The organism is Rubrivivax rivuli, assembly GCF_004016505.1.
Taxonomy (GTDB): Bacteria; Pseudomonadota; Gammaproteobacteria; order Burkholderiales; family Burkholderiaceae_C; genus Rubrivivax; species Rubrivivax rivuli.
The window spans coordinates 1014811-1037073 of the sequence record NZ_SACR01000001.1; the positions used below are offsets into that span (position 1 = coordinate 1014811).

The 22263-nt window shown below is 66.8% G+C and carries 16 protein-coding genes and 1 tRNA gene; 12 read left to right on the plus strand and 5 right to left on the minus strand.

The features are described from left to right. Positions 1-51 precede the first annotated feature (51 nt). From rplQ to EOE66_RS04425, 4 genes are all read left to right on the plus strand, one after another. A complete protein-coding gene (rplQ, locus tag EOE66_RS04410; protein ID WP_128227411.1) occupies positions 52-450 on the plus strand; it encodes a 50S ribosomal protein L17 in 399 nt (132 codons plus the stop codon). 17 nt (positions 451-467) lie between these two features. Further along, a tRNA-Met gene (locus tag EOE66_RS04415) sits at positions 468-544 on the plus strand. Between the two features lie 82 nt (positions 545-626). Then, positions 627-1214, plus strand: coding sequence for a malonic semialdehyde reductase (locus tag EOE66_RS04420; RefSeq protein WP_128227412.1), 588 nt, complete (start codon positions 627-629; stop codon positions 1212-1214). Between the two features lie 59 nt (positions 1215-1273). Then, complete coding sequence (locus tag EOE66_RS04425) at positions 1274-2281, plus strand: NAD-dependent epimerase (RefSeq protein ID WP_128227413.1); 1008 nt, start codon at positions 1274-1276, stop codon at positions 2279-2281. A gap of 42 nt (positions 2282-2323) precedes the next feature. Here EOE66_RS04425 and EOE66_RS04430 read toward each other — a convergent pair whose 3' ends face one another. The 5 genes from EOE66_RS04430 to EOE66_RS04450 form a co-directional block, all read right to left on the minus strand. Beyond that, on the minus strand, positions 2324-3151 hold the full coding sequence (locus tag EOE66_RS04430) for a S1C family serine protease (protein ID WP_128227414.1): 828 nt from the start codon (positions 3149-3151) through the stop codon (positions 2324-2326). Then, positions 3148-5892: an XrtA/PEP-CTERM system TPR-repeat protein PrsT gene (gene prsT, locus EOE66_RS04435; RefSeq protein ID WP_164884991.1), complete on the minus strand. Its 2745-nt coding sequence runs from the start codon at positions 5890-5892 to the stop codon at positions 3148-3150. Before prsT (EOE66_RS04435) ends, EOE66_RS04430 begins: the two co-directional genes overlap by 4 nt. A gap of 114 nt (positions 5893-6006) precedes the next feature. Further along, positions 6007-7383: a PEP-CTERM-box response regulator transcription factor gene (gene prsR / locus EOE66_RS04440; protein WP_128227416.1), complete on the minus strand. Its 1377-nt coding sequence runs from the start codon at positions 7381-7383 to the stop codon at positions 6007-6009. Continuing rightward, the gene (gene prsK, locus EOE66_RS04445; RefSeq protein WP_245478890.1) at positions 7380-9449 is read right to left on the minus strand and encodes an XrtA/PEP-CTERM system histidine kinase PrsK; all 2070 of its coding nucleotides are present in this window, start codon (positions 9447-9449) and stop codon (positions 7380-7382) included. Before prsK ends, prsR begins: the two co-directional genes overlap by 4 nt. A 94-nt stretch (positions 9450-9543) precedes the next feature. Continuing rightward, positions 9544-10878 (minus strand): TIGR03013 family XrtA/PEP-CTERM system glycosyltransferase, encoded by a 1335-nt coding sequence (locus tag EOE66_RS04450; protein WP_245478891.1) that lies wholly within the window; start codon positions 10876-10878, stop codon positions 9544-9546. Positions 10879-11433: 555 nt separating this feature from the next. Here EOE66_RS04450 and EOE66_RS04455 point away from each other — a divergent pair. From EOE66_RS04455 to EOE66_RS04490, 8 genes are all read left to right on the plus strand, one after another. Beyond that, the gene (locus EOE66_RS04455) at positions 11434-12093 is read left to right on the plus strand and encodes a PEP-CTERM sorting domain-containing protein (protein ID WP_164884992.1); all 660 of its coding nucleotides are present in this window, start codon (positions 11434-11436) and stop codon (positions 12091-12093) included. Between the two features lie 240 nt (positions 12094-12333). Next, entirely contained in the window at positions 12334-15117 is a 2784-nt protein-coding gene (gene prsT, locus EOE66_RS04460) for an XrtA/PEP-CTERM system TPR-repeat protein PrsT (RefSeq protein ID WP_128227420.1), read from the plus strand. A 293-nt stretch (positions 15118-15410) separates the two neighbouring features. Continuing rightward, positions 15411-15959 carry an XrtA/PEP-CTERM system exopolysaccharide export protein gene (locus EOE66_RS04465; RefSeq protein ID WP_128227421.1) on the plus strand — a complete coding sequence of 183 codons (549 nt, stop codon included), beginning with the start codon at positions 15411-15413 and terminating at the stop codon, positions 15957-15959. 33 nt (positions 15960-15992) lie between these two features. Continuing rightward, positions 15993-17582, plus strand: coding sequence for an XrtA system polysaccharide chain length determinant (locus EOE66_RS04470; RefSeq protein WP_128227422.1), 1590 nt, complete (start codon positions 15993-15995; stop codon positions 17580-17582). Between the two features lie 12 nt (positions 17583-17594). Next, positions 17595-18638: an XrtA-associated tyrosine autokinase gene (locus tag EOE66_RS04475; RefSeq protein ID WP_128227423.1), complete on the plus strand. Its 1044-nt coding sequence runs from the start codon at positions 17595-17597 to the stop codon at positions 18636-18638. Positions 18639-18653: 15 nt separating this feature from the next. After that, a complete protein-coding gene (locus EOE66_RS04480; RefSeq protein WP_128227424.1) occupies positions 18654-20213 on the plus strand; it encodes a TIGR03016 family PEP-CTERM system-associated outer membrane protein in 1560 nt (519 codons plus the stop codon). Positions 20214-20216: 3 nt separating this feature from the next. Continuing rightward, the gene (locus EOE66_RS04485) at positions 20217-21326 is read left to right on the plus strand and encodes an XrtA/PEP-CTERM system-associated ATPase (protein WP_128227425.1); all 1110 of its coding nucleotides are present in this window, start codon (positions 20217-20219) and stop codon (positions 21324-21326) included. A 75-nt stretch (positions 21327-21401) separates the two neighbouring features. After that, positions 21402-22256 (plus strand): XrtA system polysaccharide deacetylase, encoded by an 855-nt coding sequence (locus tag EOE66_RS04490; protein WP_128227426.1) that lies wholly within the window; start codon positions 21402-21404, stop codon positions 22254-22256. The last annotated feature ends 7 nt before the right edge of the window (positions 22257-22263 follow it).

The window sequence follows — 22263 nt, forward strand, 5'->3', positions numbered from 1 at the left end:
ACCCCCGGTACCTGACACGGCCGGGGTTCAATAAAAGATCGGACAAGCACCATGCGCCACCGTAACGGCCCCCGCAAACTGAACCGCACCACCTCGCACCGCCTGGCGATGCTGAGGAACATGGCCAACTCGCTGATTAAGCACGAGGCCATCAAGACCACCGTGCCGAAGGCCAAGGAACTGCGCGCCGTCGTCGAGCCGCTGATCACCCTGGGCAAGACGCCGAGCCTGGCCAACCGTCGTCTGGCTTTCGACCGCACGCGTGATCGCGATGTCGTGGCCAAGATCTTCAACGAACTCGGCCCGCGTTACGCCACCCGTCCGGGCGGCTACACGCGCATCCTGAAGATGGGCTTCCGTGTCGGCGACAACGCGCCGATGGCCTTCGTCGAACTGCTGGACCGCCCCGAGCCCGCCGCCGAGGCCGCACCGGCCGACAAGGCCGAGTAAGCCTGCCAAGAATCTGGCGCGGGGTGGAGCAGCCTGGTAGCTCGTTGGGCTCATAACCCAAAGGTCGCAAGTTCAAATCTTGCCCCCGCAACCAAACCCCGAAGCCCGCCTTGTGCGGGCTTCGTCTTTTCGGGCCGCGATTTCAGTCCCTGCGCTGGCCCGCTTAGCATCGCGCCATGAAACCCGCCAACGACCACGCCCTCGATCTCGCCTTTCGCGAGGCCCGCAGCTTCAACCGTTTCACCGCCGAGCCGGTCACTGACGAGACGCTGGCAGCCCTGTATGAGTTGCTGAAATGGGGGCCCACCTCCATGAACTGCCAGCCTGCGCGCTACGTTTTCCTGCGCACGCAGGCCGCCAAGCAGCGCCTGAAGCCAGCCCTGTCTCCGGGCAACGTCGACAAGACCCTGGCTGCGCCGGTGGTCGCCATCGTCGCCATTGACAACCATTTCCACGAGCATCTGCCGCTGCAGTTTCCGGCCTACGACGCCCGGCCGATGTTCGAGGCGAACCCCGCCCTGGCCACTGCCACGGCCGACCGCAACGGCAGCCTGCAGGGTGCCTATCTGATGATTGCTGCGCGGCTGCTGGGTCTCGATTGCGGGCCGATGAGTGGCTTCGACGCCGCCAAGCTGAACGCCGAGTTTTTCCCGGACGGGCGCTGGCGCGCCAACTTCCTGGTGAATCTCGGCCATGGCGATGCGAGCGGCAATCATCCGCGCGGGCCGCGGCTCGAATTCGAGCAGGCTGTCACGCTGCTATGAGGGGGTGAGTTCGTGCCGCCCCGCACAATCGGAGGTTGCGCGCAACTGCTCCTCTTTCCATGAAGATCCTGCTCACCGGTGCCGCCGGTTTCATCGGCATGACCACTGCGCTGCGCCTGCTGGCGCGTGGCGACGAGATCGTTGGTCTGGACAACCTCAACGACTACTACGATGTCACGCTCAAGCAGGCGCGCCTGGCGCGCCTGACCCCGCACCCCGGCTTCCGCTTCGTGCAGATGGACGTGGCCGACCGGCCCGGCATGGAAGCCTTGTTCGCCGCCGAACGCTTCGACCGCGTCATCCACCTGGCGGCGCAGGCCGGCGTGCGCTATTCGCTGAAGAACCCGCACGCCTACATCGACAGCAACATCGTCGGCTTCATGAACGTGCTCGAAGGCTGCCGCCACACGCAGGTGCAGCATCTCGTGTACGCCTCCAGCAGCAGCGTCTATGGCGGCAACACGAGGATGCCCTTCTCGGAGCACGACAGCGTCGACCATCCTGTCAGCATGTACGCCGCGACGAAGAAGGCCAACGAACTGATGGCCCACACCTACAGCCACCTGTTCGGCCTGCCCACGACCGGGCTGCGTTTCTTCACCGTCTACGGGCCCTGGGGACGGCCGGACATGGCCTTGTTCCTGTTCACCAAGGCCATCCTGGAAGGCCGCCCCATCGACGTCTTCAACCACGGCCAGATGCGGCGCGACTTCACCTTCGTCGACGACATCGTCGAGGGCGTCATCCGTGTGCTCGACCGGCCGGCAGCGCCCAACCCCGCCTTTGTCTCCGATCAGCCCGACCCCGGCACCAGCAACGCACCCTACCGCGTGTTCAACATCGGCAATCACAGCCCGGTGCAGTTGCTCGACTACATCGGCTGCATCGAAAAGGCCGTCGGCCGCGAAGCGGAGAAGAACCTGTTGCCGCTGCAGGACGGCGACGTGCCGGCCACGTATGCCGACGTCGACGCGCTGAACGAGTGGGTGGGCTTCACGCCGGCCACCGACATCGCCACTGGGGTGGCCCGCTTTGTCGAGTGGTACCGCGCCTACTACAAGGTCTGAAACCAGCCGGGCCCGGCTTTGCCGGCCCGGCACACACGGGCTTCAGCGCTGCCGCATCAAGGCGCGCAGCGGTGCCACAGGCACCGCATAGGTGATGCCCGTCGGGCTGCTCAGCGCACTTTCGCGGCCCGCCTTCACCAGCCCCGAGCTCAGAACGCCGACCACGTGGCCTGACTCGACATCGAAAACCGGCCCGCCGCTGTTGCCCGGGTAGGCCGTTGCATCCAACTGCAAGAGCTGGAAGTTGCCCTCGCGCAGGCGGCTCACGGCGCGTGGGTCGAGTTGCCGCGCATTCGCCGCCGGCAAGGCCGCTGCGGTGATGCTGCTGACGATGCCCCGGTGCGTCACGACCGAATAGCCGAGCACCGACCCGATCGGGAAGCCCATCAAGGCGATGGCCTGACCCTCCTGCACGGTGTCATCGGCCGCGAGCACCAGCCCCGCCAGGGCGGGGCCCTCCAGTTCCAGCACCGCCAGATCGCGGAAGCGGTCTGCCGCCACCACGCGTGCCAGGCGCCAAGGGGGTGTTTCGCCGCCGCCCACCCAGACGGCCATGCGCACGGACGCCGAGTCCTCCGCGCCGTCGGGCAAAACGTGGAAGTTGGTGGCCAACAGCCGGCTGTGGGCGCCGCCCTCTCCAGCCACAACGAAGCCCGAGCCCCGGAAGCCGAAACGAGGGCTGTCGGTCGGGCTGTAAGTGCCCACAGGCAGCACAGCGGCCTTGTGGCGCCTGACCAGAGCACGCAGGTCACCTGCCGGCTCCGCTGCTGCTGCAGCCTGCGGGCGATGCCCCAGGAAGAAACACGCCACCGCGCCCAGCGCCCGCAACCCTGCGCGGCGGCGCACCAGGCCGGGCAGGTGCTCCGTCACAAGGTCTTCAACAGCGCGCTCACCTCGGCGTGCCCGCTGAACTTGTCGCCCAGACGGCTCAGGCTGTCGAGTTCGGCACGCGCCCGGGTCTTGTCGCCAGCCTTGATGTACAGCTTGGCCAGGCGAAGCGCCAGGTTGCCGTCCTTCGGAGCGAGAGCGATGGCCCGCTTCTGCGCGTCGATGGCCTCCGAGATCTTGTTGTCGGCCTCCAGCGCATACGACAGCGTGTCGATGATGGGCGCACGGTCGGGCAACAGCTTGTTGGCTTGCTGCGCCAGCGCCAGACCGCCAGGCTTGCCTTGCTTCACCATCAGCCAGGCCACGTTGTTGAGGGCCAAAGCGTTCTCCGGCTCCACCTGCAGCACGGCGCGGTAGCGCGCTTCGGCCCGCGGAAGGTCGCCCTGGGCCAGCGCCACGTCGCCCAGGAAATAGTTGAAGCTGGTGTCCTTGGGGTTGGCCTTGAGCCAATCGGCCGCCAGACGCTCGGCCTCGGCGCCCTTGTTGGCCGAGACCAGCACCGTGTGCAGCTTGGCCGTGACCTCGGACGAACGCGCCAGCTTCAACACGCCGCGATAGGCGTTCGCTGCGGCGTCCCAGTTCTTTCGGCTGGCTTCGACGTCGCCTTCGAGGGTCAGGCCCACGGGGTCTTGCGGCAGGCGCTTCTGGAGGTCGCGTGCCACCTTCACGGCTTCGTCGGGCTTGCCGCCCATCATCGCCAGGCGGGCCTGTGCGAGCGGTATCGCCTGGTTGCCCGGCGCGAGCTCGGCGGCCCGGCGCAGCGAGCGCGCGGCCGACTCATTGTCTTTCGCAGCCATGTGCACCTCGGCCAGGCGCATCTCGGGCAAGGCGTTGCGCGGCTGCAGGCTGGCGAGCTTCTTGAACGTGGTCAGCGCGCGCTGGGTGTCGCCCGCGGCGAGTTCGGCACGCCCCAGCGCATCCATCACTTCGGTGTTGTTCGGCAAGGCTGCGGTAGCGTCCTGCGCCGCCAGCAAGGCCGCCTTGCCGTCGCCCTGGTTGATCAGGTCGTTGACCAGCGCGACGTGCGGCCGCGCCTCACCGGCGTTGGCCTTGACGGCAGCCCTCAGGGCCTCGGTGATCTTGGCTGCCGGCGCGCCGACACGCGCTTCCAGCTCGGCCACGGCCATGTGGGCCTGCCAGCTCTTGGGATGGGCCTGGATGAAAGCGGCGAAACGCTCGCGGGCCTTCTCGGGTTTGTTGGCGGCCAGATCAAGAGCTGCCAGGCTGGCCACGGGCGGGAAGTAGCTCGGCTCCTTCGCGATGGCCGTTTCGAAACTCTTCGCCGCACCCGGCAGGTCGTTCTTCAGTGTCAGCACCCGGCCGCGCAGCTGGTGCGGCAGGGCCTGGTCGGGCATCTTCTTTTCCAGCCCGTCTATGGTCTTCAGCGCCCCGGCCACGTCGTTCTGGCGCAGGCGGGCGCTGATCAGCGCGAGGTCGGCGCGCGGGCCGCTGTCGCCGGCCGCCACGGCTTCCAGCTCAAGGATGGCGCTGCTGTCGTTGCCACGGGCCAACTGGGCCATCGCGGCGGACGTGCGGACACGGACGTCCGCAGGCGCGGCCTTCACCGCGGCCTGGAAGGCTTGCTCTGAAGCCTTCGCGTCACCGAGCTGCAGATGCGCCTCGCCCGCCAGCGCCAGTGCGGAACCATCTGCCAGCCCGGCATCGAGCACAGGCTTGAGCGTGTCGAGCGTCTTCTGCGGATCACCGGTGCGCAAGTAGGTCTGCGCCAGCAGCAGGCGAGACAGGCGCTGCTGCGGTACGAGCTTCAAGGCCTTGCCGAGATGCGCTTCGGCGGCCAGATAGTTGCGAAGCTGGAACTCCGTGGCACCCGCCAGTTCCAGGGCCCGAACGTTGTTCGGGAAGCCCTTGAGAACCTGCTCGATCGTCGTGAGGGCGCGTGGGTAGTCCTTGTCGATGAAGGCGAACTGGGCCTCGTAGTACAGCGTCTCAGGATGGCCGGCTGCGGTGCTCTTGAGCTGCTGGAACTCCGTCCGCGCGTCGGCGGTTTTCTGCTGGCCGAGCAGGATGTTGATGACGCCGGCGCGTGAGATGACCGAATCCGGCTGTGCTTTCAGCGCAAGGCGGAAGGCCGCCAGCGCCGCCTCCGGGTCGCGCTTGCCGTACAGCAGGAAGTCGGCCTTCAGCGTGGCCGCACGAACATCCGAGGGGTCGGCAGCGAGTACCTTGTCCAGCAAGGCGATCGCCTCATCTGCAGAACCGTCCTGCGCGCGCAAGCGGGCCTGCACGATGAGGGCTGGCGCGAACCCGGGCTTGAGGCGCAAAGCGTCCTCTGCGGCGGTGTTGGCCTGGATGGCGTCGCCCTGGATGGCATAGGCCGAAGCGAGCGATGTCTTGAGGTCGGCGCCGGCGCTGGCGTCGCGCAGTTCAAAGGTGCCGTACTGGGCGATCAGCCGTGTCTGCTCTCCGGTCAGCAGCATGGCTCTGGCGAGGTCAGGCACCACCTGCTCATCCGGCACCTGAAGTTCCTGGGCCTTGCGCAGTTCCAGCAAGGCCGATGCGGCGTCGCCCTGGGCCAGCAGGGCACGGCCGAGCAGCAAGCGCACCTCGCCCGATTGCGGGTTCGAGGCCAGTGCGTTCTTCAGCTGGATGACGGCCGTGCGGGTGTCCTTCTTCTCCATGGACGCCTTGGCCGACGCGATCAACTCCTTGTCGGTGGGGCCGCTGCAAGCCAGCAGCAGCAAGCAGACGGAGGCAGCGCCCACGCCAGCGTGTATCCGTCGCAGAGTGGCTGCAGAGTGAGCAAAGGCGTTCGAGTTCATGGGATCGACCTTGATGGAACTTCCGTGACCGCGAGCATGCGGTCAACTGCAGGTGGGCTATTTGATCGCCAGACGGCGCATGAGGTCGTAGAGCGTGGGGCGGCTGACCCCCAGGATCTCCGCGGCCTTGAGGATGTTGCCGTTGCTGCGCGCCAGCGCAGCAACGATGGCCTGGCGTTCTGCGGCCTCGCGCACGGTGCGAAGGTCCAGATCCGAGACGGCTCCCACCTCGCCGGCTTGCTCAGGCAAGGGCAACCCCAGGTCGGCGCAAGTGATCCGGTCGGCATCCGCCATGATGGACGCCCGCTTCACCGCATTCAACAGCTCGCGGACGTTGCCCGGCCAGCTGTGCTTCTCGATGGCTCTCAACGCGTCTTCGCTGAAGCCCAGCCCGGTGCGGCGCTGCTCCTGGGCGAAGCGACGCAGCATGGCCTGGGCCAGCATCACCGGATCGCCCGCCCGCGCACGCAAGGGCGGAATGTCGATGACGATCTCGGCCAGGCGGTAGTAGAGATCCTCGCGGAACCGGCCCTCAGCGATCAGGTTCTTGAGGTCCTGATGGGTGGCACCCACCACCCGCACATCCACCGGGATCTCATTGCGGCCGCCAATGCGTTCAATGGTGCGCTGCTGAAGGAACCGAAGCAGCTTGGCCTGCAGCGAGTGGGGCAAGTCACCGATCTCATCCAGCATCAGGGTGCCGGCATGCGCCGTTTCGATCTTGCCCTGGGTTGTCTTGCCGGCGCCCGTGAAAGCGCCTTTCTCGTAGCCGAACAGCTCGCTTTCCAGGAGGTTTTCCGGAATCGCCGCGCAATTGATCGCCACGAAGCGCCCGCTCCGTTTGCTGGCGGTGTGCAGACCTTGCGCGAGAACTTCCTTGCCCGTGCCGCTTTCCCCGAGCAACAGCACGGTGGCGTCACTCGAGGCCACACGCTCGACCGTGCGGCAGATGCGCAGCATGTCGGCGTCGCGCGTGATCAAGCCCGCCAGTGCGTCGGGCTGGTGCAGAGCCTGAAGCCGACGGTTCTCGGCTTGCAGTTCCGCCAGCCGGTAGGCCCGCTCGATCGTGAGCGTGAGGATGTCCGGCTCGAAAGGCTTGGCCAGGAAGTCATAGGCCCCCAAGGCCACGGCGCGCAGCGCATTGGACTGGTCGTTCTGACCCGTGAGCACGATGACTTTCACCGAGGGGTCGATGCCCAGCATCTGCTCCAGCAGTGCGAAGCCTTCGGAGACCGAATCCGGGTCGGGCGGCAGCCCCAGGTCCATCGTCACGACCGCCGGCTGGTGGCGGCGGAACATCAGCAGCGCCGACTCGCGGTCGCTGGCGGTCACCGATTCGAAGCGGTCCAGCGACCACTTGATCTGCTTCTGCAGGGCCAGATCGTCTTCGACGATGAGTACGGGACTGGTCCTTCCGTTCTGCTCGGCACTCATTTGCGGTGGGCACCCAGAAGCTCGGCACCACGACCCGACTCGAACAGGGGCAACAGCACGGTGATGACGGTGCCTTCGCCCAGGGCGCTTCGCACATCGATGTGCCCGCCCAGTTCGCGGATGTACTGAAAGCTCTCGTAGGTGCCGATGCCCATGCCGTTTGACTTCGTTGTATTGAACGGCCGGAACAGCCGTGAGCGTATGAACTCCTCGCTCATGCCGCTGCCCGTGTCCCCCACCTCGACCTTCACCTGCCCGCTGTGCCGTTCGACCTTGACCCAGACCCGTCCCGAAGGTGGCGTCGCGTCGAGGGCGTTCTGCACCAGGTGGCCCAGCACGCGTTCAAGGCGCTCTTCCTGTCCGCGAGAAGCCAGTGGCTCGCTCGCCCCTACGTCCACTGTGCGCCCCTGGGCCTGTGCCATGCCCACCAGACGGTTCAAGATGGGTTCCAACTCCACGCCATGGTTGCCGCCGGGTGGGGTGGCGCCCTCACGCAACTGCAACATCAGCCGCTTCATCTTCTCAAGCGAACTTGCCACGGTCAACAACATGTCTTGCTGGAACTCGCGGTTGTCGTGCAGACGTTCCGCATTCTTCAGCATCAATGAAAGCTGCGTCACGATGTTCTTGAGGTCATGCACGACGAAGGCCGACATCTTGTTGAAGGCGTCGAACTTGCGGGCCTCCAGCAACGCGTCAGTGGCCTGCATCTGAGCCAGGTAGCCCGCGGCTTGCCGGCCTGCGGTCTTCAGCAGGTCCAGAACCTCCCAGTTCAGCTGGATGGCCGTGCGCGGGCGGGCCAGCACGGCAAAGGCGCGCAGTTCTTCGCCGGCCATCAAGGGCACCACCAGCCAGCCGTTGGGCATGCCCAGCAGCCAGGCAGGCAGGCTCAGCGACTCATAGCGCCGCGGGGATGCCCGGTACTCGTCCAGATCGACCACCCAGCCTTTGTCGCGCAGGAAGGTGCACAACGACCCATCGCGCGGTTCTGGTTGCACTGCACGTGCGGTGTTCCATGTCGACACCTGGTGGAAGTCGGGCGTGGAGATTCCGCGCAGCCACAGGCTGCCTGCCGGGCTTTCCACCATCTTGGCCAGCGCCTGCAGGATGACGTCACCCATCTCCTGCGGGCTGCGGTTGGCCGACAACAGCGTGGTGAACCGCAGCCACTCTTCGCGGTAGTCGTAGCGATAGCGGTAGAAGTGCTTGCTGACGAACACCCGCAGCCAAGCCCGCACCGAACCCGAGAACACCAGCACACCCAGGCTCACCAGGCCGGCGACCAGCAGGCCGAGTTGCAGCGCGCGCCCCCACTCGCCACCAAACCAGCGTACGTAGTAGCCGATGGCCGCCATGAGCAGCAGGTAGGTGCCGGTGAGCAGCAGCGTTGCCGAGTGGAACGCCGCCGCGTGCGAAACCTGCAGGCGCGCCAGCCAGTTGACGTTGCGGCGAGCCGCGATCAGCAGCAAGGGGATGGCCAGCGCATGCGCCACGCTGCGAAAGGCCAGCACGTCGTCGTCGAACTTGCTGAAGAGCAGGCCCTCTGCATACAGATAGAGGTCGAAGCCGAAGACGCAGCCCAGCCCCAGGCAGGCGGGCTTGGCATTCCAGCGCCCGCCCTCGGCAATGTTCCGGAACAGCTGTTCGACCAGCAGCAGCCCGCAGACGGCCAGCGTGAGCGCCGCGGCAATGTTGCCGACCCCGGGCGTGACGGTGCCGCCCGAGAAGCCCTGCACGGCCCAGAGCGCTGCCGCGCCCAGCCAGGTCAGTGACGCACCGCCTTTCAGTGCCGGCAGCGTGCCCTGGCGCCCGACCTGCCCGTTGGCGCCCAGCAGCGTGAGAAGAAACCCGAACCAGAGCCCATACCGCACCAGGTCGGCAGCCGAAGCTGCCAGGGCCGCCACCGCGGCACCCGACATTTCGTGCCAGACGCTCAGCAGGTTCCAGGCGGCGCTGGCCACAAGGGCGCCAATGAACAGCCGCCGCGGGGTCTCCGAAGCCACAGGCTGCCGGGCCGAGGCGAGCGACATGTACAGCGCAAAGACCCCATGAGCCAGGGCGGACACGGCGTGTCCGTACAAGGCCATGTCGGCAGCAGAAAAGCTCATGCCCGCGAGGCCCACTTTGCCGTGGGCGGGTTGAAGTTGACGCGCAGCAGGATCAGCGCGCGCCGCGCCCCGTCAGCACCACGCTCACGGTCTCGATCAGCACCACGAGGTCGAGGAACAAGGTGTGGTTCTTCACGTAGTAGAGGTCGTACTGCAGTTTCTCTTGCGAGTCTTCCACCGTGGCGCCATAGGCATAGCGCACCTGGGCCCAGCCCGTGACGCCGGGCTTCACGCTGTGGCGCAGCGCGTAGAAGGGAATGTCCTGCGTCAGCTTCTCAACGAAGAAAGGCCGCTCGGGGCGCGGCCCGACCATGCTCATGTCGCCGCGCAACACGTTGAAAAGCTGCGGCAGCTCGTCGATCCGCAGACGGCGGATGACGTGGCCCACCCTCGTGACGCGGTCGTCGTTGGCGCTCGCCCAGCGGGGCTTGCCGTCCTTCTCCGCATCGGTACGCATGCTGCGGAACTTGGCGATGCTGAAGGTGCGTCCGTTCTGACCCACCCGTTCCTGGCGGTAAAGGGCCGGGCCCTTGCTTTCGCACTTGATGATCACCGCCGTCACCAGCATCACCGGTGCCGAAAGCACGATCAGCAGCAGGGCACTGAAGATGTCGAACACACGCTTGACCGCCGTTCGCCACGCGCCCTGGTTGAAGCCATCGCCGAAGATCAGCCAGCTTGCGTTGAGGTAGTCCAGCCGGATCTGCCCCAGCGTCTTCTCGAAGTGCGTCGCGAGGTCGTAGACCTTGATGCCCGAGACCTTGCAGTCCAGCAATTGGCGCAGCGGCATGCTGCCGGCGCGTCGCTCGGTCAGCGCCACCACGATCTCGTCGACGCCCAGTTCGTAGGCCAACTCGGGCAGGGTGCTGCGCAGGTCGATCAGGTCGCGCTGGGGCACGGCCGGTTCGCGCTCGTTCGGCCCGGGCACGAAGCCGACGATGTAGGCGTTGGGGTCGCGCTCGCGCAGCGCTTCGGCCACGGTGCAGGCGGCCGTTCCGGCGCCGAAGACCAGGATGCGGGTGCGGCCCAGGGCGTTGGCCGACGAGTGGGCCAGGTAGGCCCGGCGCAGCACCAGCGCAGCCACCCCGGCCATGGTGGAGTACTGCACCGCTGCGCGGTTGGCAAAGTCGGCGGGCAAGAGCCCGAAGATGACGTAGGTCAGGGGCAGCGCGGCGCCCAAAACCAGCATGGCGCGCACCACCGAGCGCCCGAAAGACACCGAGTGGCTGGGCTCGTACAGACCCGAGGCGCTGCTGATCACGAACACCGTGAGCGCGAACGACATCACCTGGGTGGCTGCCATCGGAACAGCCTGGTCGACGCTGCCCACCTGAAGGCCGACGGCGACGACCGCCACCAGCAAGACCAGCACCAGGTCGAACAACATGCCCTGGACGGCCGAGCGGTGAACGTAGTGATTGAAGATTCGAATCATTCTGCTGACCGGACGCCTTCGGTGCTGAGGGATGCCGCCCAGGGGCCGCGACACATGTCAGCCGCCCGAGCGGCCTGAATCTGTACTTGAATGTAAGAGGGGTGCCCAGGGGCGAGACATCCCCGCAGTGGGTGCCTGGCAGGCCCGCTCTTTGCCAGAAGCTCTGCTCAGCACCGGGCGCGAGGATAGTCAGGATGGGCGGCACCGCGACGGCCGCCCACCAGCAGGAAGCCGAAGGCGCCGATTTGTGCACGAAGGTGGCATGCCCTCGACAATTCGCGGCGCTCCGGGCCTCCAGGTCGGGGCTCAGCAGACCGTCAGGATTTTTTACACGGGCGGTCGGGTGCGGGGCCTGTGCTTGGGTTGATTGATGCTAAGTGGCTGATAAAAAACAGATTTTTCTGCCTGGCCCATGCCTTGCAAATGAGCTGGTACCCGGCGGCCATTGCAGGTAAGCTGCGAAAAATGCCGAAGCACCACGGATCTACGAACTTGGAAGGACACGCAATGAAATCAGTCTTCGCTATCGGCGCCGTCGCAGCGGCCGTGCTCTTGGGTGCCGCTTCCTCGGCGCTCGCATCCCCCTCGCTGTCGTTCTCGATCGACGGTGGCGCCAACTGGACCACGGTGCCTGACGGCGGGGCGGGCGACGCCAACGCCTTGCCTCACGCCGTGACCTTTGTCGGCAGCCTCGGTAACTTTGTCCTGAACGTGACCACCGGTACCGGCAACCTGTTTTCCCCGATCAACCTGATGGACCTGAACTCCATCAACGCAAGCACTACGGCTGGTGGCTCGCTGATCATTCGTTTCAGCGACACGGGCTTCTCTGACCTCGGAAACATTTGGGGCCAGTGGGGCGGTACGGTATCGGGTTCTGCATCGGTGACCGCCTCTGCGTACGTCGGTACTTCAAACACGCTGTTCGAGCAGAGCGTGCTTCTTGGCACGCTGGGTCCGGTGACCAGCGGCAGTTTTTCAAACAACTTTAGCCAACTCGCTCCGCTGAGCGGCACCTATTCGCTGACGCAGGTGATCACCATCACCGCGACCGGTCCTTCCAACTACTCGGGCGATTTCGAGTTGGTTATCCCTGAGCCGGGCACCCTGGCTCTGGCCGGCATCGCTCTGCTGGGCCTCGGCGCTCTGCGTCGCCGCTCTACCTGAGTCTCGACAGTTCCGTGGATGGGCCCCGCCGAGGCGGGGCCTTTTTCTTTTTCACGGCGTCTTTCGCAAGCTGCCTCGAAGACGGCCACGCCCCGGGGGCTGCGGGCCCGTGCATTCCTCCTCGCGGCGGATCATTCGCCCAGGTTGCAGTGGCTGCCAGGGTGGTGATGGGTGCGCTTGCATGCCAACATCGCACCTGAACCCTCGCGCGGCCCGCTGGCCCTGCGCGAGCAATCGCCCATGACCGAGACCTCCCGCTCCATGCACTTGATCCGTTGCGCTCTTGCCCTCTCCGTCGTGATCACGCTGACGGGTTGCGGTGACAAGTCAGCGGAACAACTGATCGCCGCGGGCAAGGCGCATGCGGCCAAGGGCGATCACCGCTCGGCCGTCATCGAATTCAAGTCGGCGCTGCAGGCAGATGCGCGTTCGGCGTCTGCTCGAATCCTGCTCGGCCAGTCGCTGTTGGCGAGCGGCAATGCAGCCGGCGCTGCGGTGGAGCTGTCCAAGGCCCTGGACCAGCAGGCGCCCGCAGCCGACGTGCTGCCGAGCCTGGCGCGCGCGCTGGTGCTTTCGGGCCAGTACAAGCGCCTGGTCGATGCCTATGGCGATCTCAAGCTCGACAACCCGGTGGCACAAGCCAACCTCAAGGTGCAGGTGGCGACCGCCTGGGGGGCACTGGGAGACCGCGAGAAGACAGAGGCGGCCGCCGCCGCCGCCGCCGCCGCGGCCCCCGATGACCCCCAGGTGCTGCTGTTGAAGGCGCGCCTGGTCGCCGGGCGCAGGGACTTCGACGGCGCCCTGAAGCTGCTGGATCAGATCGCGGAACGCGGCGCCAAGCTGCCGGAACTGTGGGTCCTGAAGGGGGAGATCCTCGAGTTCCAGCAGCGCGACAGCAAGGCTGCCGAGGCTGCACACCGCAAGGCGCTCGAACTGGACCCCTCCAGCGTGCTGGCCTATGCCGCCCTGATCTCGTCGCGCGTGCGCCAGCGGGATGTCGCTGGCGCCAAGGAACTGGCAACGCAGTTGCGCAAGGTGGCGCCTGTGCACCCGCACACCCTGCTGGTCGAGGCCCAGGTGGCCTACATGGAAAACCGGCTGGATCGTTCGCGCGAGCTCACGCAGAAGCTCTTGACCGTGGCCCCTAACAACCCGAGTGTCCTCATCCTGGCGGGAGCCTCGGAGTACGGTCTCGGGCAGGTCACGCAGGCGGCGGCGCACTTCGGCAAGGCCATGCAGCTTTACCCCAATCTGCACGCCCTGCGGGCCAACCTGGCCGAGGCCGAGATCCGCCTTGGCCAGTACAGCGGCGCGCTGGAGACGCTGCGCCCGCTGCTTGCCATGAACCCCCCGCGCCCTGAAGCCCTGTCGCTGGCGGGCGATGCGTCATTGCGCCTGGGCAACCCGGCCGAAGCCCAGCGCTACTTCCTTGAAGCCGCAAGGCAGGACCCCTCGAACGTCCGGCGCCAGACCACGGCGGCCGTCGTCAGGCTGTCTTCCGGCGACGCCGAGGCGGCGCTGGCGGAGCTTCAGGCGCTGTCTGCCCGATCGTCGGAAACCTACGCCGACGAGGCCCTGCTGGCCGCGCAGATGCGCCGGATGGACCACGCCGCTGCCCTGAACACGCTGAATGGCCTGCTCAAGAAGCGTCCCAATCATGCGCCCTACGTCGAGATGCGGGGCCGGGTGCATCTCGCGCGTGCAGACTTCGCGGGCGCCCGGGCGGCGTTTGAAGAAGCGCTGAAGCTCGACCCGGCCCTGGTCGCGGCCGTCGTGAACCTGGCCGTCCTGGACGCCCGCGAAAACAAGCTTGAACAGGGGGTGCAGCGGCTGCAGACCAGCATCGAGTCCCAGCCCAAGAGCGGCCAGCTGCATGTGGCGCTGGCCGACCTGCTCGAGCGTCAGGGGCGCCCCGTGGACGAGGTGCGCCGGGCGCTGGCGCAAGCGATCACCGTGGCGCCTTCAGAGCCCATGGCCCGTCTGCAGTTGATCGAGTACCTGCTGGGCAAGCGCTTGTTCAAGGAAGCGCTCGCGGCGTCTCAGGAAGCCGTGGCCGCGCTGCCGAACGACAGCGAACTGCTGCTGACCGTCGGCAATGCACAGCTGCGTGCGGGCGATGTCGAGCAAGCCATCACCACCACGCGGCGCTACGCCGCCGCGGTTCCGAACTCGCCACAACCCTACCTGCTGCTGGCGCAGATCTACAGCATCTCCGCCCGGCCTGGCCAGGCCGAGGCGGCCTTGAAGCAGGCACTGACGATCTCGCCAGCGCTCCCTGCAGCCCAGAATGCCCTGGTCGACCTCTACCTGAATTCGCGCAGGCAGGCCGCCGCTGTCGAGTACATCGCCAGCCTGAAGCGGGCTCGCCCGGGCGACCATGTGCCTTACATCATCGAGTCGGTGCTGTACACCAAGCTCAAGGACAACGAAGCCGTGGTGCGGGTGCTGCAGGAAGGCCTGGCCCGGGCTGAGAGCCCCGAGCTGGTGATTCGCCTGCTGGGGCACCTGTTTTCCACCGGCAAGCAGGACGAGGCCCGGCGGGTGGGTGAGAAGTGGCTCGCCAAGCGCCCCAAGGACACCGCCGTCGAGCTGATTCTCTCGATGGCAGACATCTCCTCTCAGGACCTGAAGGGGGCAGAGCGTCGGCTCAGGCGCATCGTCGCGGTCGAGCCGCAGAACGCCGCAGCACTCAACAACCTGGCCTGGGTGACGGTGCAACTCGGGGGCAGCGGCGCCGTTGAGATCGCTCGCAGGGCGCACCTGCTGGCGCCGGAGCGTGCCGACTTCATGGACACCCTGGCTTCGGCGCTGGCCTACGAAAAGCAACTCGCGCCTGCGCTGGAAATGCAGCGCCGGGCCGTGGCCCGGGCCCCTGGAGACCACCTCTTCCGCTTCCATCTGGCGCAACTCGCCTTCCAGGCCGGTGACAAGGCTCTTGCGAAGGAAGAACTCTCCCGCTTGCAGGCGCTGGGCCCCAAGTTCAAGGAACAAGCCGAGGTCAGCGCCCTCCTCGCGCGGCTGTGAGGCGCCCAGCCGGCGGCGCGGATTCTGTGAAGTAGTGGCCCGCCGCCAGTTTGGCTGAAGGAAGAGCCGGTTCTCGGCGCAGAGCCCTATGCCATCATCGTGGGCGGCACGCGGGCATTGCGCGTGCTCAGGCACGGGCTCCATGGCCTGCGGCCCAGCATCCGTCGGCGGCACCGCTGGCGGCGGTCTATCTTGTGACGGGGCATACGGTGAACTTGAATCGCCTTCAACTTTGGTGCGGCGCACGGCTCGGTTGCGCTGCGGTCGCATTCGCTTTGGTGGGCTGCGCGCAGATGCCGGCGGACATCACGCCGGCCCCTGCCGCCGCGGCAAGCAGCGACTACACCTATGTCATCGGCGCTGGCGACACCCTGAACATCGTCGTGTGGCGGAATCCCGACCTCTCGATGACCGTTCCGGTGCGCCCGGATGGCAAGGTCTCCGCGCCTCTGGTCGAAGAGTTGCCCGCCCAGGGCAAGACCCCCACCGAACTCGCGCGTGACATCGAAAAGCGCCTCTCGACCTATGTGCGCGACCCCGTCGTCACGGTGCTGGTGTCGGGCTTCGTCGGCCCCTACAGCGAGCAGATCCGTGTGGTGGGTGAGGCGGCGCGGCCGCAGTTCCTCCCCTTCAAGCAGAAGATGACCGTGCTCGACCTGATGATCGCGGTGGGTGGGCTCACCGACTTCGCCGACGGCAACCGCGCCATCATCCAGCGCACCTCCGAAGGCAACAAGCAGTACTCGGTGCGCCTGAAGGACCTTCTCAAGCGAGGCGATCTCTCGGCCAACGTGGAGATGCGCCCCGGCGACATCCTCATCATTCCGCAGGGCCTGTTCTGAGGCGGCCTTCCTCGGGCAACCGCTCTGACGCAAATGCAAGAACCCGTTAAGCAGCTGCTGGCCACCCTGCGTGGCATGTGGAAGTTCCGTTGGCCTTCGGTGGTGGTGGCCTGGGTCATTGCGGCCATCGGCGTGGTGGTGGTCTGGCGCATCCCCGACCAGTTCGAGGCGTCTGCGCGCGTCTACGTCGATACCGATTCCATCCTGAAGCCGCTGATGACCGGGCTGACGGTGCAGCCTGATGTCGAGCAGCAGATCGGCATGCTCAGCCGCACCCTCATCAGCCGCCCGAACATCGAGAAGCTCATCCGGATGGCCGACCTCGACCTGCGTGCTGCCAGCAAGGCCGACCAGGATGCGTTGATCGAGAAGCTCACCAAGGGCATCGAGATCCGCAGCGCGGGGGGCGTGAACCTGTACTCGATGGCCTACCGCGACCAGGAGCCCGAGAAGGCCAAACGCGTCATCCAGTCCCTGGTGTCGATCTTTATCGAGTCGGGTTTGGGTGCCAGCCGCAAGGACACCGATTCGGCCAAGACCTTCCTGGCCGAGCAGATCAAGACCTTCGAAACCAAGCTGGAGGAAGCCGAAGCCCGCTTGAAGGAATTCCGCCTGCGCAACCTCGATTCGCAGGTGGCGGATGGCAAGGATGCCGCTTCTCGCCTGACGGAAATCGGCGCGCAGCTCGAGGCCGCCAAGTTGCAGCTGCGTGAAGCAGAAAACGCCAGAGACGCGGCCAAGGCCCAGCTGCAGGCAGAGAAGGGGCAGGGCTCGGGCAGTTCGGTCACCCAGAGCCTGCTGCAGGAGTCGGCGCTGGCGGTATCAACGCCGGAGTTGGACGCGCGCCTGGACGCACAGAAACGAAACCTCGACGGCCTGCTGCAGCGGTACACCGAGCAGCACCCCGACGTTCAGAGTGCCCGGCGCCTGATCAAGGAGTTGGAAGACCAGAAGAAGCGCGAGATGGCCGAGTTGCGCAAGTCGGCCATGGCGATGCAGGTGGGGTCCCCGTCGGCGGGCAACACCAGCAGCTTGGCCGCGCAGGAACTGGGGCGCATGCTGGCCTCTTCCGAGGTGCAGGTGGCGGCACTGCGCGCACGCGTGTCGGAGTACGCCGGGCGGTATGCCGCCGCACGCGAGTCGCTGAAGCTGGCGCCGCAGATCGAAGCCGAAGCCGCGCAGCTCAACCGCGACTACGCCATCACGAAGAAGAACTACGAAGACCTCGTCGCAAGGCGCCAGTCGGCCGTGATGTCCGGCGAGCTTGACGTGGCCTCCGGTGTGGCCGATTTCCGTCTCATCGATCCGCCGCGCGTGGCGCCGAAGCCGGTGTCTCCGAACCGCTTCCTCATCCTGCCGCTGGTGCTGGTGCTGGCGCTGGGTTCAGGCTTCGCGGTGGCCTTCGTGGCCAGCCAGCTGCGCCCGACCTTCTCCGACCCCGAGCAGCTCCGGACCGTGACGGGGCTGCCACTGCTGGGTGTGGTGTCGGCCCTGACCACCGACGCGGACCGGCGCTACCAACGGGCCAGCCTCATGCGTTTCGTCGCCGCCTCGGGCGGCCTGGTCGGGCTCTTCGCCGCAGGCTTGGTCGTCATGACCCTGACCAACCGATATGGAACCTAGTTTCAGCACGCCATGAGCAGCATCATCGAGCAAGCTGCGCAGCGGCTGGAGCAACTCCGCCAAGCCGGGGTTGTCATCCCTGAGCCTGCGCCCCGTATCGCCTTGGAAGCCGATGCGCCGGTCGATGCCGGGGCAGGCCTGCCGCACAGCGATCCCGTGCCCGCCAGCCACCCGGGCCCCGCATTCGTCGAACCCTTCGAGAGCAAGGCCCCGCCGCAGCCGCAGTCTCGCCAGGTTGAAATCGACCTCGTGATGCTTGGCCGCGCAGGCATCGTCACGCCGACCTCGCCGCGTTCGCACACGGCCGACCAGTACCGCGTGATCAAGCGGCCCCTGATCGCCAACGCCATGGGCAAGGGCGCAGCAACCGTCGCGCACGGCAACCTCATCATGGTCACCAGCGCGCTGCCGGGTGAGGGCAAGAGCTTCACGTCCGTGAACCTGGCGATGAGCATCGCTGCGGAACTGGACCACACCGTGATGCTGGTGGATGCTGACGTGGCCCGGCCTTCGATCCTGCGCATGCTGGGCCTGCAGCCCGGCCCAGGCCTGCTCGACCTGCTGGAAGGCAAGGCCGACATGGCCAGCGTGCTCTTGCGCACGAACGTCGACAAGCTGACCATCCTGCCGAGCGGTTCGCCGCACCCCCGGGCGACCGAGCTGCTGGCCAGCGACGCGATGCGCAACCTGCTGGCCGACATGGCCACGCGTTACCCCGATCGCATCATCCTGTTCGATTCGCCGCCCCTGCTGCTGACGACCGAGTCGCGTGTGCTGGCTTCCCACATGGGGCAGGTGGTGGTGGTCGTGCATGCCGGCAGGACCTTGCAAGGGACCGTCAAGCAGGCGCTGGCCGCCATCGAGGCTTGTCCGCTGAAGCTGATGATCCTGAACAAGGCCCACAGCGGCGCCTCTGGCGACTACGGCAGTGGCTACGGGTACGGCTACGGCTATGGTTATGGCTACGGTTATGGCTACGGCTATGGCGCCGCCCAGGCGGGCACTGCAGCCCCTGAATCGGACGGCGGTGCGGTCGGTGCCGAACCGCCGCGCTGAATTGGGCCGTCGACGATGAGTTCCCTACTCGCGGCGCTGTGCCGCGATAGCAGGCGAGCGCTGCTTGCGGTGGCCCGCTGCGGTGGGCGCAGCGCAGCCGCGTGCCTGCTTCTGCTGCCGGCCTTCGCACTGGCGCAGGGGCAGGCCCGCGGCGCTGCCTTCGTCCCCTCGCTGAGCAGCGAGGTCACCTATGTCGACATTCGCCGTTTCGACACCGGCCCGTCCCGCAGCGAAACCACCGTCGAACTGCAGCCTGGCTTTCGCTTCACGGGCCGCGCCGGACGGATGCAGGGGTCGGTCGCCTACGGGCTGGGGCTGGTGCATCGCACGCGCAACGACCCCAACTTCGAGGCGCGCAACCAGCTGGCCGCCGCGCTGAACGGCGCCCTGGTGGAGGACCTGGCCTTCCTGGATGTCTCGGCGTCCATCGCCAAGCAATCGGTGTCGGCCTTCGGGCAGCAGTCGGTGACGGGGCAGGCCATCGACAACCCCAACCAGCAAGAGGTGGGCACGCTCAACATCACCCCCTCGCTGCGGGGCCGGCTGGCGGGTGTCGCTGCGGTGGACCTGCGCGTGAACACCACCGCCTCCAACACGCGGAAGTCGCTCGAGGGCGACAGCCTCAGCACCGGCGCGTCCTTGTCGCTCAGTTCCGTCGACGCGGGCGCCTTGCTGGGGTGGAGCCTGAGCGCGAGCACCATCACCACCGATTACCGAACCCGGGCCGACGCCAAGAACGACCGGGCCACCTTGGCGCTGGAATTGAGGCCCGATGTCGATCTCGGTCTCAGCCTGCGTGCCGGCCGTGAAACGGCAGAAGTCACCCAGGTGGCGGGCGAGGCTGTGCAGCAGAACAACTGGGGTGCTTCGTTGCGTTGGCAGCCCAGCCCGCGAACCCTGGCCAGTTTCACCACCGACCGGCGCTTCTTCGGACGTTCCCACGCGGTGAACCTGTCCTACCGCCTGGCGCGATCGAGCTTCCGTTTCGGCAGCGTTCGCGACATCACCCTGGCGGCCAGCGCCGACAGCCTGGCGAAGCCGGCGTCGCTCTACGATCTTTTCTTCGAGCAGTTTGCCTCGCAGGAGCCCGACCCAGTGCAGCGTCAGCAACTCGTGCTGAACTTCCTGTCGGGCCTGGGGCTGGACCCTGCCGCCACCGTCACCGGCGGGAGCATCAACCGCGGGCCCACCGTGCAGCAGCGCAGCGACATCGGCTGGATCTACGGCGGGCAGCGGCTCACCGTTTCGGGGCAGGCGTTTGCGAGCCGTTCGACGCAGTTGGGCCTGGAAGGCGCGGCGGCCACCGAAGCCGGGCCACGCCAGCGTGGCTACACCGGCAATGTCGCCTACCGCCTCACGCCGACGGCCACCTTGAATCTGCAGGGTTCGCGCCTCATGACCAAAGCAACGAACAATCAGGCGGGCACAGATTTGAAGTCGCTGGGCCTGAACCTGACCGAGCGCCTCGGCCGCCACACCACGGCGGGGCTGAGCGCCCGCTACAGTGTGTTCAACAGCGTGACGACGCCGTACCGCGAGACCGCGGTCAGCGCGACACTCGGCCTGAGGTACTGAGCCATGTACGAAGCCTTCTACGGCCTCAGCGCCAAACCCTTCCAGCTCAACCCCGACCCGAGCTTCTACTTCGCGAGCAAGCAGCACCGCCGTGCGAAGGCGTACCTCGAGTACGGCGTCTCGCGGAACGAAGGTTTCATCGTCATCACTGGCGAGATCGGCGCCGGCAAGACCATGGTGCTGCGCAGCCTCATCGAGGGGCTCAACGGCAGCAACGTCATCACCGGCCACCTCGTCACCACGCAGCTGGGCGCCGAAGACACGCTGCGCATGGTGGGCGCCGCCTTCGGCTTCCGCGTGAAGGACGTGCCCAAGAGCGAACTTCTGATCACGCTGGAAGCCTTCCTCATCAGCCAGACCAGCAAGGGCAAGCGCTGCCTGCTCATCGTCGACGAGGCGCAGAACCTCACGCCGCGCGCGGTGGAGGAACTGCGCATGCTCAGCAACTTCCAGTTCGGCAACCAGGCGCTGCTGCAGAGCTTTCTGGTGGGCCAGCCCGAGTTCCGCGAGATCCTGCAGCAGCCCGAGATGGAGCAGTTCCGCCAGCGGGTGGCGGCCACCTGCCACATCGGGCCGCTGGACACCGAAGAGACCCGTGGCTACATCGAGCACCGGCTCAAGTGCGCCGGAGCGAAGGGCAAGCCCAGCTTCGAGCCCGGCGTTTTCGACGGCATCCACAAGGCCACGGGCGGCATTCCGCGGCGCATCAATGCGGTCTGCGACCGCCTGCTGCTCGCAGGTTTCCTGGCCGGGCGCACGCTCATCACCGTGGCCGATGTGACCGAGGTGGTGCGCGAACTGGAGCAGGAAAACGCCGTGCCCGCCGGCCGGGCGGCCGCACGCCGCGCGGTGGCCGCCGTGGCCGACCCGACCATGCCCGGCGGCATGGCCGGTGCGCTGCTGGATGTGGACCTCGGCGCGGTGCAGATGGGCGCGCAGGAACTCGACGCCATGTCGCAGCAGATCGCCGCGCTGACGGCCGATCAGCGTGGCGACCAGCTCCAGCGGCTGGAGCGCAGCCTGCTGCGCCTGGAGCGCATCAACGTGCAGACACTGGCCATGCTCACCAAGCTGGTCGAGGCCGTCAAGAAACCCGACACTCCGGGCGCCTGAGCCCGTGCGAGCCCGCTCGGGCGTGGCATATGACCACCCGGGCCGCTCGCGAGGGCGGCCACAATGCGCGCTGCCATGCTCGCACCCGCCATCACCAACGCCCTGACCATCGACGTGGAAGATTACTTCCAGGTCTCTGCGCTCGCGCCCTACATCCGCCGCGATGAGTGGGAAGCGCGCGAGTGCCGCGTCGAGCGCAACGTCGACCGCATCCTCGCGATGCTCGCCGAACACCAGGTGCAGGCCACCTTCTTCACGCTGGGCTGGGTGGCCGAGCGTTACCCCCAGGTGGTGCGCCGCATCGTCGAAGGCGGCCACGAACTGGCCAGCCACGGCTACGGCCATGAACGGGCCAGCGACCTGAACGAGAAGGCCTTCCGCGAAGACGTCACGCGGGCCAAGTTGCTGCTGGAAGATCTTTCGGGCCGTCCGGTGCTCGGCTACCGCGCGCCCAGCTTCAGCATCGGCACCGGCAATCTCTGGGCCTTCGATGAGCTGGCGCGGGCCGGCTACACCTACAGCAGCAGCATCTACCCCATCAAGCACGACCACTACGGCATGCCCGACTCGCCGCGCTTCGCCTACCGCGTGGGTGCCGGCTTGATGGAAGTGCCGATCACCACGGTGCGTATGGGGCAGCGCAACCTGCCTTCCACCGGTGGCGGCTGGTTCCGGCTGATGCCCTATGCCCTGTCGCGCTGGATGCTGCGCCGCGTGAACCAGCAAGACCACGAGGCCGCGATCTTCTACTTCCACCCCTGGGAGATCGACCCCGGCCAGCCGCGCATCCCCGGCATCGACGCCAAGACGCGTTTTCGCCACTACGTGAACCTCGACCGCAACGAGGCCAAGCTGCGCCAGCTGCTGCAAGACTTCCGCTGGGGCCGCATGGACCACATCTTCCTCGCCGGCCCAGCGGCCCGCAGCTGAGCCTGTC

Coding starts and splice junctions, on each gene's coding strand:
- rplQ (WP_128227411.1), top strand. CDS start 52: ATGCGCCACCGTAACGGCCCCCGCAAACTGAACCGCACCACCTCGCAC.
- EOE66_RS04420 (WP_128227412.1), top strand. CDS start 627: ATGAAACCCGCCAACGACCACGCCCTCGATCTCGCCTTTCGCGAGGCC.
- EOE66_RS04425 (WP_128227413.1), top strand. CDS start 1,274: ATGAAGATCCTGCTCACCGGTGCCGCCGGTTTCATCGGCATGACCACT.
- prsR (WP_128227416.1), bottom strand. CDS start 7,383: ATGAGTGCCGAGCAGAACGGAAGGACCAGTCCCGTACTCATCGTCGAA.
- EOE66_RS04450 (WP_245478891.1), bottom strand. CDS start 10,878: ATGTTGTTCGACCTGGTGCTGGTCTTGCTGGTGGCGGTCGTCGCCGTC.
- EOE66_RS04455 (WP_164884992.1), top strand. CDS start 11,434: ATGAAATCAGTCTTCGCTATCGGCGCCGTCGCAGCGGCCGTGCTCTTG.
- prsT (WP_128227420.1), top strand. CDS start 12,334: ATGACCGAGACCTCCCGCTCCATGCACTTGATCCGTTGCGCTCTTGCC.
- EOE66_RS04465 (WP_128227421.1), top strand. CDS start 15,411: ATGCCGGCGGACATCACGCCGGCCCCTGCCGCCGCGGCAAGCAGCGAC.
- EOE66_RS04470 (WP_128227422.1), top strand. CDS start 15,993: ATGCAAGAACCCGTTAAGCAGCTGCTGGCCACCCTGCGTGGCATGTGG.
- EOE66_RS04475 (WP_128227423.1), top strand. CDS start 17,595: ATGAGCAGCATCATCGAGCAAGCTGCGCAGCGGCTGGAGCAACTCCGC.
- EOE66_RS04480 (WP_128227424.1), top strand. CDS start 18,654: ATGAGTTCCCTACTCGCGGCGCTGTGCCGCGATAGCAGGCGAGCGCTG.
- EOE66_RS04485 (WP_128227425.1), top strand. CDS start 20,217: ATGTACGAAGCCTTCTACGGCCTCAGCGCCAAACCCTTCCAGCTCAAC.
- EOE66_RS04490 (WP_128227426.1), top strand. CDS start 21,402: ATGCTCGCACCCGCCATCACCAACGCCCTGACCATCGACGTGGAAGAT.